Annotated in this window: 19 protein-coding genes; 12 read left to right on the top strand and 7 right to left on the bottom strand. The window is 47.0% G+C overall.

What is annotated here, in order from left to right; genetic code table 11:
- The first annotated feature begins 6 nt into the window (after positions 1–6).
- Entirely contained in the window at positions 7–1,050 is a 1,044-nt protein-coding gene (gene tsaD, locus ACYVJG_RS04085) for a tRNA (adenosine(37)-N6)-threonylcarbamoyltransferase complex transferase subunit TsaD (protein ID WP_460429915.1), read from the top strand.
- Positions 1,047–2,963: an ATP-binding cassette domain-containing protein gene (locus tag ACYVJG_RS04080; RefSeq protein ID WP_460429914.1), complete on the top strand. Its 1,917-nt coding sequence runs from the start codon at positions 1,047–1,049 to the stop codon at positions 2,961–2,963. The genes tsaD and ACYVJG_RS04080 overlap by 4 nt, the downstream gene beginning before the upstream one ends.
- Here ACYVJG_RS04080 and ACYVJG_RS04075 read toward each other — a convergent pair whose 3' ends face one another.
- From ACYVJG_RS04075 to dnaE, 4 genes are all read right to left on the bottom strand, one after another.
- Positions 2,964–3,575 (bottom strand): glutathione S-transferase N-terminal domain-containing protein, encoded by a 612-nt coding sequence (locus ACYVJG_RS04075; RefSeq protein ID WP_022654434.1) that lies wholly within the window; start codon positions 3,573–3,575, stop codon positions 2,964–2,966.
- A 40-nt stretch (positions 3,576–3,615) separates the two neighbouring features.
- Positions 3,616–4,329, bottom strand: a complete 714-nt coding sequence (locus ACYVJG_RS04070) for an SIMPL domain-containing protein (protein WP_022654433.1) — start codon at positions 4,327–4,329, stop codon at positions 3,616–3,618.
- Positions 4,330–4,392: 63 nt separating this feature from the next.
- Entirely contained in the window at positions 4,393–4,605 is a 213-nt protein-coding gene (locus tag ACYVJG_RS04065) for a DUF1289 domain-containing protein (protein ID WP_022654432.1), read from the bottom strand.
- Positions 4,605–8,042 (bottom strand): DNA polymerase III subunit alpha, encoded by a 3,438-nt coding sequence (gene dnaE / locus ACYVJG_RS04060; protein ID WP_460429913.1) that lies wholly within the window; start codon positions 8,040–8,042, stop codon positions 4,605–4,607. Before dnaE ends, ACYVJG_RS04065 begins: the two co-directional genes overlap by 1 nt.
- Here dnaE and ACYVJG_RS04055 point away from each other — a divergent pair.
- Both ACYVJG_RS04055 and ACYVJG_RS04050 read left to right on the top strand, forming a co-directional pair.
- Positions 8,035–8,496, top strand: a complete 462-nt coding sequence (locus tag ACYVJG_RS04055; protein ID WP_460429912.1) for a type II toxin-antitoxin system RelE/ParE family toxin — start codon at positions 8,035–8,037, stop codon at positions 8,494–8,496. The two genes, dnaE and ACYVJG_RS04055, sit on opposite strands and share 8 nt — an antisense overlap.
- The gene (locus tag ACYVJG_RS04050; protein ID WP_460429911.1) at positions 8,493–8,774 is read left to right on the top strand and encodes a helix-turn-helix domain-containing protein; all 282 of its coding nucleotides are present in this window, start codon (positions 8,493–8,495) and stop codon (positions 8,772–8,774) included. Before ACYVJG_RS04055 ends, ACYVJG_RS04050 begins: the two co-directional genes overlap by 4 nt.
- A gap of 47 nt (positions 8,775–8,821) precedes the next feature.
- Here ACYVJG_RS04050 and ACYVJG_RS04045 read toward each other — a convergent pair whose 3' ends face one another.
- Positions 8,822–9,787 (bottom strand): calcium/sodium antiporter, encoded by a 966-nt coding sequence (locus ACYVJG_RS04045; RefSeq protein WP_460429910.1) that lies wholly within the window; start codon positions 9,785–9,787, stop codon positions 8,822–8,824.
- A 288-nt stretch (positions 9,788–10,075) separates the two neighbouring features.
- Between ACYVJG_RS04045 and ACYVJG_RS04040 the strand changes: the two genes are divergently transcribed.
- The 3 genes from ACYVJG_RS04040 (at position 10,076) to ACYVJG_RS04030 (ending at position 11,652) form a co-directional block, all read left to right on the top strand.
- Entirely contained in the window at positions 10,076–10,537 is a 462-nt protein-coding gene (locus ACYVJG_RS04040) for a hypothetical protein (RefSeq protein ID WP_460429909.1), read from the top strand.
- Positions 10,538–10,584: 47 nt separating this feature from the next.
- Positions 10,585–11,145 (top strand): hypothetical protein, encoded by a 561-nt coding sequence (locus ACYVJG_RS04035; RefSeq protein ID WP_460429908.1) that lies wholly within the window; start codon positions 10,585–10,587, stop codon positions 11,143–11,145.
- A gap of 69 nt (positions 11,146–11,214) precedes the next feature.
- Positions 11,215–11,652 (top strand): GNAT family N-acetyltransferase, encoded by a 438-nt coding sequence (locus ACYVJG_RS04030; protein WP_460429907.1) that lies wholly within the window; start codon positions 11,215–11,217, stop codon positions 11,650–11,652.
- 13 nt (positions 11,653–11,665) lie between these two features.
- Here ACYVJG_RS04030 and ACYVJG_RS04025 read toward each other — a convergent pair whose 3' ends face one another.
- Positions 11,666–11,821 (bottom strand): zinc ribbon domain-containing protein, encoded by a 156-nt coding sequence (locus tag ACYVJG_RS04025; RefSeq protein WP_460430129.1) that lies wholly within the window; start codon positions 11,819–11,821, stop codon positions 11,666–11,668.
- Between the two features lie 371 nt (positions 11,822–12,192).
- Between ACYVJG_RS04025 and ACYVJG_RS04020 the strand changes: the two genes are divergently transcribed.
- From ACYVJG_RS04020 to ACYVJG_RS04005, 4 genes are all read left to right on the top strand, one after another.
- Positions 12,193–12,570, top strand: a complete 378-nt coding sequence (locus ACYVJG_RS04020; RefSeq protein ID WP_460429906.1) for a heavy metal-binding domain-containing protein — start codon at positions 12,193–12,195, stop codon at positions 12,568–12,570.
- Between the two features lie 11 nt (positions 12,571–12,581).
- Complete coding sequence (locus ACYVJG_RS04015) at positions 12,582–13,001, top strand: hypothetical protein (protein WP_460429905.1); 420 nt, start codon at positions 12,582–12,584, stop codon at positions 12,999–13,001.
- Positions 13,002–13,239: 238 nt separating this feature from the next.
- Positions 13,240–13,671 carry a hypothetical protein gene (locus ACYVJG_RS04010; RefSeq protein WP_460429904.1) on the top strand — a complete coding sequence of 144 codons (432 nt, stop codon included), beginning with the start codon at positions 13,240–13,242 and terminating at the stop codon, positions 13,669–13,671.
- A gap of 161 nt (positions 13,672–13,832) precedes the next feature.
- Positions 13,833–14,294: a hypothetical protein gene (locus tag ACYVJG_RS04005; protein WP_460429903.1), complete on the top strand. Its 462-nt coding sequence runs from the start codon at positions 13,833–13,835 to the stop codon at positions 14,292–14,294.
- Positions 14,295–14,493: 199 nt separating this feature from the next.
- Here ACYVJG_RS04005 and ACYVJG_RS04000 read toward each other — a convergent pair whose 3' ends face one another.
- Entirely contained in the window at positions 14,494–15,054 is a 561-nt protein-coding gene (locus tag ACYVJG_RS04000) for a hypothetical protein (protein WP_460429902.1), read from the bottom strand.
- Between the two features lie 191 nt (positions 15,055–15,245).
- On the opposite strand from ACYVJG_RS04000, the gene ACYVJG_RS03995 reads away from it, so the two are divergent.
- Entirely contained in the window at positions 15,246–15,497 is a 252-nt protein-coding gene (locus tag ACYVJG_RS03995; protein WP_460429901.1) for a type II toxin-antitoxin system prevent-host-death family antitoxin, read from the top strand.
- The last annotated feature ends 115 nt before the right edge of the window (positions 15,498–15,612 follow it).

Here is a 15,612-nt window from a genome sequence, read left to right as displayed (position 1 = left end):
CACGTTATGTTAGTGCTTGGAATTGAATCATCTTGTGATGAAACTGGCGTGGCTTTATACGATACCGAACACGGTTTACTGAGCCATGCGCTACATACACAAATGGCGATGCACGCAGAATATGGCGGCGTGGTGCCAGAATTGGCCAGCCGCGATCACATTCGCCGTGTGTTGCCTTTAACGCGGGAATGTCTGCAACAGGCGCAAAAAACCCTAGCAGACCTCGATGCGATCGCCTACACCGCTGGCCCGGGTTTAGGGGGGGCGCTGTTGGTCGGTTCGGCTATCGCCAATGGTTTAGCGTTTGGCCTTGATATTCCAGTGATTGCAGTGCATCACCTCGAAGGCCATCTCTTATCGCCGATGCTGGCCGATCCTCGTCCCGAATTTCCGTTTGTGGCTTTGCTGGTGTCGGGGGGGCATACCCAGTTAATGGCGGTGCATGGCATTGGCCAATACGAAACACTGGGGGAAACCCTCGACGATGCTGCTGGCGAAGCGTTTGATAAAACAGCAAAACTGCTGGGTTTACCTTATCCGGGTGGCCCTGCATTATCAAAATTGGCCGAACAAGGCGATCCGAACCGCTTTAGCCTGCCACGTCCGATGCTGAAAAGCAGTCATTTGGACATGAGTTTTTCTGGTTTAAAAACAGCGGTATTGACCTTAGTACGCCAACAAGAAAAACACGGTGCGATAGATGACACCACACGCGCTGACATTTGCCGCGCCTTTCAGGATGCAGTGGTGGATGTGCTTCTGCATAAATCCGCCGCTGCATTAAAACAAAGCGGTTTACGGCGGTTGGTGGTTGCTGGTGGGGTCGGTGCCAACCGTCAACTACGCGAAGCACTCAATCAATTTGCCGCCAAGCAGCATATCGATGTGTTTTATCCGCCGCTGTCGTTATGCACTGACAACGGCGCCATGATTGCCCTCGCCGGTGCCATGCGCCTGCAATATGCCCGTCCCGCTGCTGGCTTTAGCGTGTTCCCTCGTTGGGAACTGGCCAGCCTGCCGCGCCTTAATCCACCACAGGATGCCACATGATTCAGCTTAAAAATATCACGCTCCGCCGTGGCAACAAGGTGGTCTTACAAGAAGCACAATTGACCGTCCACCCCGGCCAACGGGTGGGGGTAGTCGGTAAAAATGGCGTGGGTAAATCCAGCCTATTTGGTCTGTTGCGGGCCGAATTACACCAAGATGCCGGTGAATGTAGCTTACCTGCGGCATGGGTGATTGCCCATGTCGCCCAAGAAACCCCAGCTCTGAACAGTTCCGCCTTGGATTATGCACTGGATGGCGATAAGGAATTGCGCCAGTTGGAAGTGGCACTGGCCGATGCCGAAGCGCGGCACGATGGAGAGGCCATCGGTCATCTGCATGATGAAATGGCACGCATTGATGGCTATGCGGCGCCAGCCCGCGCAGCGCGTTTGTTGGCAGGGTTAGGTTTTTCAGAAACGGCACAACAGCAACCCGTGGCCAGTTTTTCTGGTGGTTGGCGAATGCGTTTAAATTTGGCACAAGCGTTGATGTGTCGTTCTGATTTGCTGTTACTCGATGAACCAACTAACCACCTCGATTTAGAAGCGGTGTTGTGGTTGGAAGATTGGCTCACCCGTTACCCGGGCACTTTGTTGCTGATCTCCCATGATCGTGATTTTCTCGACACGGTTACCAGCCACATTGCCGAAGTCGCCAGCGGCAAAATCACGCTTTACACCGGGGGTTATAGCGACTACGAACGGGCACGCGCCGAGCGGCTGGCACGTGAGGCCGCCCTGTATTCAGCGCAACAAAAACAAATTGCCCACCTCGAAAACTTTATCCGCCGCTTCAAAGCCAAAGCCACCAAAGCCCGACAAGCACAAAGTCGTGTCAAAGCGTTGGAACGCTTAGAGCGAGTGGCTTGCGCCCAAGTCGATTCGCCGTTTTCGTTTGAATTCCGCGATCCAGATAGCCAACCCTCGCCTTTGGTGCGGTTAGAAGGGGTCAGCATCGGCTATGGCGATATCCCACTGTTACAGCGTTTGGAATTGAGCGTTGAGGCAGGGGCACGGGTGGGTCTATTGGGGCCGAACGGGGTCGGGAAATCGACATTTATTAAATTATTAGCAGGCGAACTCGCCGCTTTGGGTGGCAAAGTCACCCGTGCCAAAGAATTGCGCGTCGGCTACTTTGCACAACACCAGCTCGAAACCCTACGTGAAGCCGAGTCGCCCTTGTGGCATCTCAACCGAATTGCCCCCGACGTGCGCGAACAAGAATTGCGCGATTTTCTCGGTGGCTTTGATTTTCGCGGTGAGATGGTAAGCAGCCCAGTTGGGCCCATGTCAGGCGGCGAAAAAGCACGCTTGGCACTGGCCTTGATTGTGTGGCAACGGCCTAATCTGTTGTTGTTAGACGAACCGACCAACCATCTTGATCTAGATATGCGGGCCGCGCTGACGTTGGCCTTGCAAGATTACAGTGGTGCATTGGTGGTGGTATCGCACGACCGCGCCCTGATCGAAGCCACCACCGACAGTTTTTATGTTGTCGGCGAAGGCACCGTGAAAGTGTTTGAAGGGGATTTAGAAGAGTATCGCCAACAACGCCTCGAACAAGATCGCGCGCGACAACAGGCACAACGCCAAGAGCAGCAAGCCGACAGCGGCAATGCGCCTATGGTGGATCGCAAAGCACAAAAACGGTTAGAAGCCGAAGCACGACAGCGCCTCTCGGCACAACGTAAGCCATTAGAAAAACAACTGGCACAATACGAGAAAACCCTCACCGCTTTACAAGCGGAAAAGGGCACACTCGATACGTTATTAGCAGACGAAGCGATGTATCAACCCGAGCAAAAAACCCAGCTACAACAGGCGCTCAAACGTCAGGGTGAGGTCAGTGCTGCTTTGGCTGAAGTCGAAGAGCAATGGCTAATGGTGCAAATGGAGCTGGAGGCCCTAAGTTAATTAACTCGATGGGGGCAAGGTATCAGCAAAGCTGCTGCGTTGCCCCAATTTTTCATACAACGCGGCCAAGTTTGGGTGATCTTGTGGCCACGTTAAATCGGGGAAGCGCAGTTTTAACCAGCCCAAAGCACAGCCAACCGCAATGTCAGCTAACGAATAGCTGGTGCCATACATCCAGTTTTTATCGCCCAAGTCTTGCGCCAACGCCTCTAGCCCTCGGACAACCTTTTCCATTTGCCGTTGCATCCATGCGGTGTTTCGTTCACCAGCAGGACGTTTGTATTCTAGAAAGATATTGATCGCTGCATCTAACACCCCATCGGCCAACGCCTCAATCCGCTTGACCACTGCCAAAGGGCGGGTTTCTTTTGGTAATAGCCGTGAGACAGGTGAAATATGATCGAGATAATCCACAATCACCCGTGAGTCGTATAACACCGAACCATCGTCTAACACCAACACCGGCACCTTACCCAATGGATTCGGTACTTGTTGGCTGGCCTCGGGTAACCACGGATTGGCAACTTCTAGCTGGCACTCTATTTTTTTCTCTAGCAATACTACCCGCACCTTACGGGCAAATGGGCTAGTCAACGAAGCAATTAGTTTCATCAGCAATCAAATTCAAAAAATCATTAAACAGGGTCGTCGCTTAAGGCTCGTATTGAATCCGGCCTTGCACTTGTACCCCAACCTCACTATCGCCTGCCGCAAACGTAGGCATCACCGCCGCTTCGTCTGCCACTTTTGCCGCCATACTCATCGCACGAACAGGCCGATGTGCATAAAACTGACCTTGGTTTAATACTGTCAGATTCACAATCCGGTATTTGCCATTCCCCAAATTGCGTGCCACCAGTTGGGCGCGTTCTTCAAAGGCTTTTAATGCCTCGGGGGTCAGTTGCTGCTCCACTTTTTTCCGCGCAGCATCCGAGATGCTAAAGCCAAGTTGTGCAATTTGCAGTTGGCCTTCTAAATCGGCAATCAACGCCGCTGCTTGATCGTGTTCGGTGGCTTCAAGCCGAAACTCCACCCGACCGCGCCAGCCACTGATTTTACGCTTATCGTAAATCGGCCATGTATTCTGCCCTTGGCTGCTGATTTTGACCGCCGGATAGCGTTTGGCTTTTTTTAATGCTTCATCCGCGACTCGATTCAAACGCTGTGCCAACTCAGCCGCTTGGCCGTGACTGTCTTCAACATATAACGTGGCTTGTAACAAATCGTTGCTGATCGTGCGCTTGGCCTCGGCACTGAGTTCAACCAGATGATAATTCAGCGGTTCGGCCTGTGTGATTGACGACACACCCGATAAGGACAGCCCGATCACGGCCATCGCCAATAGAGAACGAGAAAGGTGTCGCATGGTCAATTCCTTGTGGTTGAGCCGAGAAAACCTCGGCAAATCGCAACATGAGTATGCCTGAAATTAATCATTATCACGTAATGGCGCGGTAGATTCGTGTTGCTTTTGTCTTAATCGCGCCATGATGGCAGCTTTTTGTTCATCGGAATAGACATTCCAAAACGTCACTTCCTCGAAAGTACGGCCACAACCACGACATACCGCATCGCCTAAGGCCGTGCTGCAATACCCGATGCAGGGGCTATCCACCCCCGGCGTCATAATCACACCCGACATCAGAAAATCAACTCCACTTTATCGTGCCCCAAACGGCGACGCAGTTCTTGTAAATGGGCAGGTTGGGGGGCAATGCGCCAACGGTCACCCAATCGCACCCGACCACTGATGTGCGGCAATACCCGCTTAATCTCAACCACACAGCCCTCGCCCGCTGATTGCTCACAGAGCTGTTGCAACCATTGGCACGTCGCCACATCGGCCACCTCAATCTGTAATGCTTGCGCAAAATAGGCGCACGCTTCGGCCAGATCAAAAGCGCGCTCAACGGAAATACGCGTGCCGCCGCTATATTCATCATGGCTGACTTTGGCTTCAACCACTAGCACACTATCTTCGCGGAGTTTGTCTTTTGCCAACTCAAACGACTCACTGAAAAACGACAACTCGACCTTAGCCGAACCATCATCTAACTGGACAAAAGCCATCTTGCCACGATTGCCGACTTTGGTGCGAATCGCGGTAATGGTGCCAGCGAGCCATTGCAATTCTTTTTTCGGTGAGATGCGCTGTAATGGGGTTTTGATAAATTGCCTTACCAGCGGCGCGTGGGCGTGGAACGGATGACCGGAGAGAAAAAAGCCAATGGCAATTTTTTCTTCCGCCAGCCGTGTCGCTTCATCCCACGGCTCGACCACCAGCGGCTCAACTGCCAAGACTAAATCTTCTGCCGAGGTGTCAAACAATCCCCCTTGATTGGCATGGGCGGCTTGTTGTTCTGCCGCTCCTAACGCTAAATCGATATTGGCCAATAACGCAGCACGGTTTTTTTCAAGGCTGTCAAACGCACCGGCACGAATCAAAGCCTCGATTGTGCGGCGATTGACCACGCGCTTATCCGTGCGGCGACAAAAATCGAATAAATCGCGGAATGGCCCGTGCCGTTCCCGTTCTTGCACAATGTGTTCTACCGCCGCCTCACCCGTCCCTTTAATCGCACCAAGGGCGTAGCGGATGTGATGGCGGTCAGTAGGGATAAAGCGATAAAAACTCTGGTTAATATCGGGCGGTAAAAAAGTCAGTTTGTTGCGTAAACAATCATCATAAAACACCCGTAATTGGTCGGTATTGTCCAATTCCGAGCTCATGGTCGCCGCCATAAACGGCGCCGGATAATGGGCTTTTAACCATGCTGTTTGATACGACACCACCGCATAAGCAGCAGTATGCGACTTGTTAAAACCATACTCGGCAAACTTCGCCATCAAGTCGAATAACTGCTCTGCCAGTGCAGGGTCATAGCCTTTTTCCCGCGCCCCTTGAGCGATTTTTTCACGGTGTAGGGCCATTTCTTCTGGCTTTTTCTTACCCATCGCCCGCCGCAACATATCCGCGCCACCGAGGGTATAACCCCCAATAATCTGCGAGATTTGCATCACCTGTTCTTGATACACAATCACGCCATAGGTTGGTTCGAGACAGGCGGTTAAGTCGGGGTGGAAATAATCCACTTCTTGTTTGCCGGCCTTACGCAAAATAAAGTCGTCCACCATACCGGAACCCAAAGGCCCCGGACGATAGAGCGCCAATACCGCGATAATGTCTTCAAAACGGTCGGGACGCAGCTTTTCTAAGAGCTTTTTCATCCCGTCCGACTCCAACTGGAAAATAGCGGTGGTGTTGGCTTCTTGCAGCACTTTATATGCTGCAGGATCGTCAAAAGCCATCGTGTTCAAATCAACCGCAAAAGTCGGGTCGATATCTCGGATGTATTTCACCGCCAAATCGATAATCGTCAGGTTCCGCAGACCAAGAAAGTCAAACTTCACCAAGCCGACTTGTTCCACGTCATCTTTATCAAACTGGCTCACCGGACTGGCTTCTTCACCCGAAGCTAAATAAATCGGGCAAAAATCGGTGATTTTTCCGGGGGCAATCAACACACCGCCGGCGTGCATCCCCACATTTCGGGTCAGGCCTTCGAGCTTTTTCGCCAGTTCCCATAACTCAGCGACTTCTTCCTCTTTTTCCAACCTGTCTTTTAATACCGGCTCCATACTGACTGCATCATCCAGCGAGTATTGTTTCCCCGGCGCAGCTGGAATCAGTTTCGACAGGCCATCGCAGAAAGAATAAGGCAGATCCAACACCCGCCCAACATCACGCACCACAGCTTTAGAAGCCATTGTGCCGAAGGTGATAATCTGGCTGACGGCATCATCACCATAGCGTTTGCGGACATATTCAATCACCCGCCAACGGTTGTCTTGGCAAAAATCAATGTCAAAGTCGGGCATCGACACCCGCTCGGGATTTAAGAACCGTTCGAACAACAAGGCATAGGCGGTGGGGTCGATATCGGTAATGCCCAAAGAATACGCCACCAACGAACCCGCCCCCGACCCCCGACCCGGCCCAACTGGGACGCCATTTTCTTTTGCCCAGTTAATAAAGTCGGCCACAATCAAAAAATAGCCGGGGAAACCCATTGCAATAATGGTGTCGGTTTCAAACTTCAGCCGTTCTTCATAGCGCGGTTTTTCTGCTTGGTATTGCGTGGGATCGGGGTATAACACCCGCAAACGTTTCTCCAACCCTTCTTTGGCTTGCCAAATCAGGAAATCATCCAGACTCATACCATCGGGTGTCGGAAACAGCGGCAAGAAGTTTTTGCCCAGTTGAATTTCGACATTACAGCGTTTCGCAATTTCAATACTGTTTTGCAAAGCCTCTGGCACATCAGCAAACAAGGCCTGCATCTCTGCTGTCGATTTGAAGTATTGTTCCTCGGTAAAACGGCGAGGACGGCGGCTATCGCCAAGGATATTCCCCTCGGCAATACATACCCGCGCTTCATGCGCTTTAAAATCATCTCGCTGTAAAAACTGAATCGGATGCGTCGCCACCACGGGCAATTGCAGCGATGCCGCTAACTGCAACATCTGTTCGGTGCATTGCTCGCTTTGGCGGTCGCCACGGCGTTGTAGTTCAAGATAAAACGCCGAGGGGAATAGTTCGGCCCAATAGCGGGCATAGCGTTGTGCTTGTTCGGTATTTCCCGCCAACAACGCCATCCCAACATCACCCTGATGCGCTCCCGACAGCATGATTAAATCGCGGCGGTCGCCTTGTTCTAACCATTCACGTTTTAACTCAGCCCGCCCTCGGTATTGGTTATGGCGATAGGCTTGAGTAAGCAATTCACACAAGCGGCCATAGCCTTGGCGGTTTTTAGCGAGCAATAGCAAGCGGAAAGGCTGATCGCGGTCGAGATGGTTTTCGAGGTAAACATCGACACCAATAATCGGTTTGATACCTTTGCCTTGGCAGGTTTTGTAAAATTTCACCATGCCAAATAGGTTCATCAAATCGGTGATGGCCAAGGCCGGCATCTGCTGTGCAATGGCCGCCGTCACCGCATCACCTAAACGGGTGATGCCGTCGGTAATGGAAAATTCGGAATGGAGGCGAAGATGGATAAAAGCGGGTGTGTTCATCCGCGCATTTTACCAGAATGCGCGGATCGCTCTTGGAGTAAAAGAGCCCTTGCCAACTGTCTTTCTACCAGCCAAAATTTTGCAATTTTATATAAAATTTTATATATTTCTTAACATGAACGATCCAAAGCCAATCGAATTTCTGGGGAGTGCCCTTGATGATCTGCGTGCCTTTCCTCTGCTAGCCAAACGGGAAGCAGGTCATCAACTTGACCAAGTACAAAATGGCCAAGAACCGGATGACTGGAAGCCTATGAATACCATAGGGCAAGGGGTAAAGGAGATTCGAATTCGAGATGCTTCTGGGGCATTCCGAGTCATATACATTGCAAAGTTCGCTGAGGCTGTTTATGTACTTCACTGTTTTCAGAAGAAAACAGCCAAGACTAGCAAGACTGATTTAGACTTAGCAACGAAGCGTTATCGCGATCTGCTACAGGAGTTAGGGAAATGAATAATCAACGATTTACCAGTGTATGGGATGCTATCGAGGATACCCCTGAAGAAGCAGAAAACATGAAACTGCGTTCAGTCCTGATGACAGCCTTAAAAAACCACCTAACCCGCACTGAGATAAGCCAAGCACAAGCAGCTAAGCTCTTTGGAGTCACCCAACCGCGTGTCTCTGATCTGATGCGGGGCAGAATTAATTTGTTTAGCCTTGATGCGTTGGTCAACATGGCCACTGCTGCTGGACTTCATATAGAAATACGGATTTTAGAAACGGTCTGATTTTCAGAAGGGTGAGCACTAAGCCAGTGCCCACCCCATTTCCATAATCAGAAAACAGTCACCATCAAATACACGGTGTAGGCGATATACGATGACAATAAAATCGCCCCTTTGCTGCGGCTGATACTGCCTTCTTTCCCAAAACCGTAGCCGAAAACAAACAGCGACAGCGTTAACACTGCCATCACCAAGATGTCACGGTTTAACACCTCGGGGCCGACTGATAATGGATGAATCGACCCAGCAATCCCCACCACGGCAAGAGTATTAAACAAATTCGAGCCGAGGACGTTACCTAATGCAATATCGTGCTCGCCTTTGCGCGCAGCGATAATCGACGAGGCCAGCTCTGGCAACGACGTCCCAACAGCAACAATAGTCAGGCCAATAATCAGATCACTGATACCGAAAGCATGGGCAATCTCCACCGCCCCCCACACCAATAAGCGCGAACTGGCAATCAACAAAATCAAGCCAACGACCAACCAAAACACCGCCTTACGCATCGGCATAATTCGCACATCAAGTTCTTGTTCTATCTCGGTGCCCAGCGCATCCGATTTTTGTTTTAACCCCTGCCAAATTGTCCACACCATTAAACCAGCAAACACAGCTAATAAAACAATGGCATCAGAACGAGAGATTTCGCCATCCCACAACTGCCACGCAGCCAAAGCGGTGACCGCAATCAAGATTGGCAATTCTTTGTGCAAGACTTGTGAGTGGACGGTGATGGGGCTAATCAGGGCGGTGATGCCGAGGATAAGAGCAATGTTAGTGATATTCGAGCCATAGGCGTTACCGAGGGCAATGCCCGGGTTGCCCTGTGAGGCGGCAAGGGCGGATACCACCATCTCGGGGGCTGAGGTACCAAAGCCAACGATGACCATACCAATTAACAAGGGCGGCATCCCGAAGTGCGACGCCGTCGATGCTGCGCCTTCAACAAAACGGTCGGCACTCCACACCAGTAACACCAGCCCCACGATCACGGCAAAGAAAGGTAATAGCATCAATCTGTATCCCCTTGTGGTTGGTTGCATTTTCTACGACTTACACTGTACCGATTGCATGAAGAGCTGTCAGCAGCCTTGGTACGTCGCCCCTTGCGCGAATCAAAGATTCACACGCAAGGGGTGACATACCCTAATCATCTTCTACGTCCATCATTCAGAAGCAACTAGTCAAAAAATCGATATCTGGCTCACTCAGGCTTATGGACATGGAATAGACCATAGGCGTATGCTTTGGCGCGGGCTAGGAGATAGAGCAACAGAGATTGGCCAATGCGTGGGCAAAGAATGGCTTATTTTGTCCTATCAATTTTTAATCATGTAACAATTGGAATCGTTATGAAAAAAATAATTTCGCTGTTAATTTTCCTCGGATTCACTTCGGGATTGGCTTATGCAGATGAACGTCCCAATGCAAAGAATTTTAATAAATCGAATTGGGGTTTACACGTTTCTGGCAGCGATTCCTCTGCTGGGGTGTTTGTCATATTTAATCAAAAATCCTGCTCTCATAAATATCAAGGAAAGCTTCAAGGGCTTGAATCAAAAGTTGCTCTTCGCCAAGCGACTATTTTTTTAGATGATGAAGGTAGCCCAGGGAAAGTGATTGGCAAGGGGTGTTGGTCGGCAACCGTAGAAAATCAGCAATTCGAATATCTCGGTTATCAAGGTGAGTTTAATGCTGAAAAAGATGGCCGTATCTTAGAAATTCCGTGGTCAAAAATGTTTAATGCCAGCAATGCCGGTTAGTTTATAAAAAACGGCTATTCCGCTTTGTATCTGTTAAGGAGCTGATTGTGAAATTGAAAAATCTTTGCGTAATTCCCCTGTTTCTTTGTGCTTCGCTTGCTCACGCATCACAGTTCGCCTCTGTGGTTGAAGCAATGGCAATCAAAAGTGATGCCGGATACACGAATATTGATTGGGAAGATACTCAGAAAATTAAGGGGGTGAAATGGCAATGGCCCTATCATCAATCTGGCGCTCATAACAGCACAATGAAAGGCAAAACCAAGTTTGGTACGAGTGCTAATCCAAATATTGGTGCAACAATGGTGGTTGTCGAAGGCTCTCGGACAATGGTTAATCGGATCAGTATTTCTGTTGCTAACAGCCGTGATGCCGCAGATATGAAACTTCTGGGGCACGGGAAAGCAAGACAGATTCCAACATCGTGCGATATGAACTACGCTTCTGAAGTACAAAAAATTTATGAGTTTCGGAAGACTGGCTATAAACCTTTGTATGTGAAATATGCGGAGAGTTGGGGGGCCAGTGGTGAGAGTGGCAGTGTCGATTTTACTCTCGCTTATCAGATTGAAGACGCTATTGATAATCCAAGCTGCAAACCTTTGTGATCATTCAGCAGTTGGGGAGAATCATTCACTCATCCTCACAACGTCACCATAAGCTTTAAAGGACACGACATGATCATCCGCCTCGCCGTGGAATCTGACTTTGCACAATGGTTACCCTTATGGAAGGGTTACCAGTTGTTTTACAAAACAAACATTATGGACGACACCACTGCCACGACTTGGGCCAGATTCCACGATCCTGCAGAACCGATGTACTGTGCCGTTGCTGAATATAAGGGAAATTTGGTCGGTATGGTGCACTACATCCAGCATCGCAGTTGCTGGACAGTGGGAGACTACATCTATCTTCAAGATTTGTTTGCTGTGCCAGAGGTACGTGGACAAGGTGTAGGACGGGCTTTGATCGAGCACGTATATGAACAGGCTGCAGTAAAGGGAGCTTCCCGTGTTTGGTGGCTCACCCATGAATCTAATACCCACGCGATGCAGTTGTATGACCGGATTGCGGACAAAAGTGGGTTTGTACAGTATCGGAAAATGCTTTGACTTCCTCCCCGTCCTAAAGAGCGGGGATTCCTGCTGCCAGACGGCAAAGTCCCGCCGTGAGAATGTTTTTTGCTGCGTTGGTGTCGCGGTCGTGTGTTGCACCGCATTCGCTGCAAATCCATGCTCTTATTCGCAAACTTGCTCTACTTTTCGGACTTCTGGCGGGAATTTTCCCGCAGCAAAGTAGGGTGCATCACCCCAACGGGGCGATGCACCATGACCTTTACCATCCCCCAAAATTCACAATCCACGCTCTATCACAGCCTTGGTACGTCGCCCCTTGCGCGAATCAAAGATTCACACGCAAGGGGTGACATACCCTACTCATCTTCTGTATGTACGCTATTGGCCGTAGGATGAATAAGCGCGGCGCATCCATCAACACATCATCATTCACAATCTACTATCAGCCACGGCTTTGGTGCTACACCTATATAGATTAAGAAAACGTGTCTCAAATAAACAACATTCGCATAAACTTATTTGGCAAACCCTTTGATGTTTAGTATGCTTAGGCTTTTCATTTATCATGATTAAAAAATGAAAACAATTAAAATCTTAACAATAGCCATTTCCGTAACTATTTTATCTGGCTGTGCCAGCTATAGAATTTCCTCTAACATTCAAAATGACTCCATTAAAGAAAAAAGCATAAACAAAATCACCCCAGTTTTAATTACTGAAGGTACTCCAAAGAGAAAATTTAAGGAGATTAGCCCAATAGAAATTAGCATTAAAAAATTGACTATTTTCCATCAAGATCCAACCAAAGAACAAGCAAACCAAGCACTTATTGAAAAAGCAAGGGAGATTGGAGCAGATGCAGTGATAAATGTTAAATATAAAAGCGGAATTGGCTTTACTACATGGGGCTACATCGATGCTAACGGCACTGGTGTAAAATTTGTTAATCAATAAACCTACTTAACATGAAAAAAATTATTTCATTAGCTGTGTCTGTTTCTCTCGGTTTAATGGGTTGTGCAACAGCATCTAAGGACATTGCATCGAATTATGTTTCGCCCATTCAGTATCAGTCCTATGACTGTGAACAATTATCTAGTGAAACTCAACGGATTCAGGTTCGAGTTAACCAAGTGGGGGGTAGGCTGGATGAGGCAGCCTCTAACGATAAGGCAATCATGGGTGTTGGTTTAGTGCTTTTTTGGCCAGCGTTATTTGCACTTGGTGGCACAAAACAACAAGAGGCTGAATATGCTCGTTTAAAGGGTGAATATGATGCTCTACAGCAAGCCGCTATTGTCAAGAAATGCCCGGGAGCAATTAATACTGAACAGGTGGAAACAGAGACAGTAAAAGACAAAGGGAGAAAAGACAAACCAACATAGATTAAAAACATCAAAAAATGACATTAGATGTATCGACTATTAAACTAGAAAAGTCGGAATAATAAGGTAGGGTGCATCACCCCAACGGGGCGATGCACCACTACATCTGTCAAGAGCAAACAAACCTAATCATGGGATGAAAATTTTATGAGTTGCATAAATTAACCCAAAATGATGATTAGCAATTTGCTCTTAAACTAAGATTGATTTTTATTAGAATTGAAACGGAGAAGCTAAGATGGATAAAAAAACAAGCAAAATCTCTTGGATTTTTGGCTCTATTTTATTACTGATCGGAATAAGCAGCACATTTATTTTGCTTAACGCCTACGGAATTTTAATGATAATAGCAGGGTGCTTTCTAATTCCACCGGTAAGAAATAAATTTCACAAAATAACAGAAATCGAGATAAAAGGCTGGCTGAGGGGTGTTATTGTTAGCTTACTCATAATTAATTTCTTTACCCTTTCTCAAGAACCGAGCACCAATAAACCAGGGAATAAAGAAGTAGCAAAAGACACTAAATCAGAACATACTGCCACTAATAAAAAAGTTGAAGAAATAGAAAACAAACCCTGTAAAAACTTAGAAGAAAGTAATTTAATTTATCAAAAAAATATGGAAGAAAAAAAGTATTATGATGCAGGATTGATAATAAACAGTGTTTAAAAACCCATGAAAACAATCAAGAATTAAAGGAAAAACTCTCCATTGCTGAGATCAATCAATATAAATTCAACATAGAAAACCCACAAAGTAGACTTCATCAACTTCTTAATATTGAGAATCTAGAACGTATTTCTCCCAAAGAAGCAGAAAAATTTGCTGATTTGAAGCGCAAACTAAAAAACGAAATAGAATCAAAATGGAACTATCAAGCAGTGCAAGATGATATGTCTAATAAAAATATATTTTTTGCTACTAACACAAGCAGAAACTATATAAATTTTGATTTTCCTTATTCCGGAGAGCAACAGGCTACCCTACAAATTAGAAATCACCCAAGACATGGTCGGGATATTATACTTTCGATAGAGAAAGGACAGTTCTTATGTGGATATAATGATTGTTATGTATTAGTAAAATTTGATGATTCTCCTCCTGTCAGATTTTCAGCATCCTCACCAAACGACCATAGCTCTGAACATATTTTCATAAATAGTTATCAGAAGTTTATTGATCGAATGAAAAAATCCAAAGAAGTCAGAATTGAAGCAAGATTTTACAGAGAGGGTGCTCAGTCTTTAATATTTGACACTACAGGATTTGATCAACAGAAGATGTCGAATTAGGCAGTATAAGTCAGGACAGATTTGGTATGTCACTCTATGCGAGAATCAAAGATTCATATATAAGGGGTGACATACTTATCTGCTACACGAAATACCAAACCGCCCTGCCTTGAATTGGGTGAAGCGATTTTTTATAGTAGCGTACTATGCATATAAAAATAGTGCTTTCCCTACTCATAAATTTTTAATACTTAACTCTCTATTCTATTCCAATAGCGACAGAAACTTTAAAAATAACATCTGCACACATCAATAAGAAATCATCATCTACTTCTATCAAAGCAGAGATCTCAGACACATCACCCTCATTAAAGAAATTTTCGTCAGGTTTTTTAATTCTAAAAGGTAGAGTGTCTAAATCATGAACGAGTAAATCATAACTTCTACCCCTTCCATGCTTTAATACATTGATAGCCAAACATATATTGGACAAGTCCCTTTCTAAATCATACTCTCCTTTTTTCTTTAAAATTTTAGATGCACTTTTAAACCCATCCTTACAATTTAAACTACTTTGTAGGACAGCCTCAAATATAGAAAAAGTACCAACAGCATAAATGATTTTCTGCAAGTTAATACTTTGGAGATTTACAACCAATGATGTTGCAGCATTACTTTCTAAATTTTTTATTGTTTTTTTGTAGTTATGGTTAAGTCTACTAATATTAACTTCCGTAGAAAGTCTTACTAACTGACAAAATGAATGCATAAATGCCCCTCTAGTTAATTCATGGGTTATGGAAAAATAAGCTAGCTCCACTACATCTACCTTCCCCCAAAATTCACAATCTACGCTCTATCACAACTTTGGTACGTCGCCCCTTGCGCGAATCAAAGATTCATACGCAAGGGGTGACATACCCTACTCATCTTCTGTGTGTAGGCTATTGATAGTTGAAAAAGCACTTTATTCGGCGCTATATTTGTAGCTGTTATTTCGAGGAATCAATCATGGACACCATCTACGCAGACTACTCCATCAGCATGTCAGAATTTAAGCGCAACCCAGCACAAGTGCTGCGAGAAGCAGGAGAAAAACCAGTCGCAGTGCTCAACCACAACCGCCCAGCTTTCTACATGATTACCCCAAAACTGTTTGAAGCACTGGTCGAACAACTGGCCGACCGTGACTTAGTCGAACTGGCCCGCCAGCGGTTGACCATGACCGACAGTGCGATTGAGGTCGATATTGAACAGCTCTAACGCACCAACAGAGGCAACAAAATACCGGTTCAAAGTCCTACAAACGACTGGTTTCAGATCAATAGCAAGAAACCATCACCCAACTAAAAAAAGCCACCCAAATCATCGGGTGGCT

Source organism: Aquaspirillum soli (assembly GCF_054781915.1).
This window is presented reverse-complemented; position numbering and strand designations above follow the sequence as displayed.

Bases quoted from the DNA above. Each gene is read 5' to 3' on its own strand.
- tsaD (WP_460429915.1), top strand. From the start codon at position 7: ATGTTAGTGCTTGGAATTGAATCATCTTGTGATGAAACTGGCGTGGCT.
- ACYVJG_RS04080 (WP_460429914.1), top strand. From the start codon at position 1,047: ATGATTCAGCTTAAAAATATCACGCTCCGCCGTGGCAACAAGGTGGTC.
- ACYVJG_RS04075 (WP_022654434.1), bottom strand. From the start codon at position 3,575: ATGAAACTAATTGCTTCGTTGACTAGCCCATTTGCCCGTAAGGTGCGG.
- ACYVJG_RS04070 (WP_022654433.1), bottom strand. From the start codon at position 4,329: ATGCGACACCTTTCTCGTTCTCTATTGGCGATGGCCGTGATCGGGCTG.
- ACYVJG_RS04065 (WP_022654432.1), bottom strand. From the start codon at position 4,605: ATGTCGGGTGTGATTATGACGCCGGGGGTGGATAGCCCCTGCATCGGG.
- dnaE (WP_460429913.1), bottom strand. From the start codon at position 8,042: ATGAACACACCCGCTTTTATCCATCTTCGCCTCCATTCCGAATTTTCC.
- ACYVJG_RS04050 (WP_460429911.1), top strand. From the start codon at position 8,493: ATGAATAATCAACGATTTACCAGTGTATGGGATGCTATCGAGGATACC.
- ACYVJG_RS04045 (WP_460429910.1), bottom strand. From the start codon at position 9,787: ATGCTATTACCTTTCTTTGCCGTGATCGTGGGGCTGGTGTTACTGGTG.
- ACYVJG_RS04040 (WP_460429909.1), top strand. From the start codon at position 10,076: ATGGCTTATTTTGTCCTATCAATTTTTAATCATGTAACAATTGGAATC.
- ACYVJG_RS04030 (WP_460429907.1), top strand. From the start codon at position 11,215: ATGATCATCCGCCTCGCCGTGGAATCTGACTTTGCACAATGGTTACCC.
- ACYVJG_RS04020 (WP_460429906.1), top strand. From the start codon at position 12,193: ATGAAAACAATTAAAATCTTAACAATAGCCATTTCCGTAACTATTTTA.
- ACYVJG_RS04015 (WP_460429905.1), top strand. From the start codon at position 12,582: ATGAAAAAAATTATTTCATTAGCTGTGTCTGTTTCTCTCGGTTTAATG.
- ACYVJG_RS04010 (WP_460429904.1), top strand. From the start codon at position 13,240: ATGGATAAAAAAACAAGCAAAATCTCTTGGATTTTTGGCTCTATTTTA.
- ACYVJG_RS03995 (WP_460429901.1), top strand. From the start codon at position 15,246: ATGGACACCATCTACGCAGACTACTCCATCAGCATGTCAGAATTTAAG.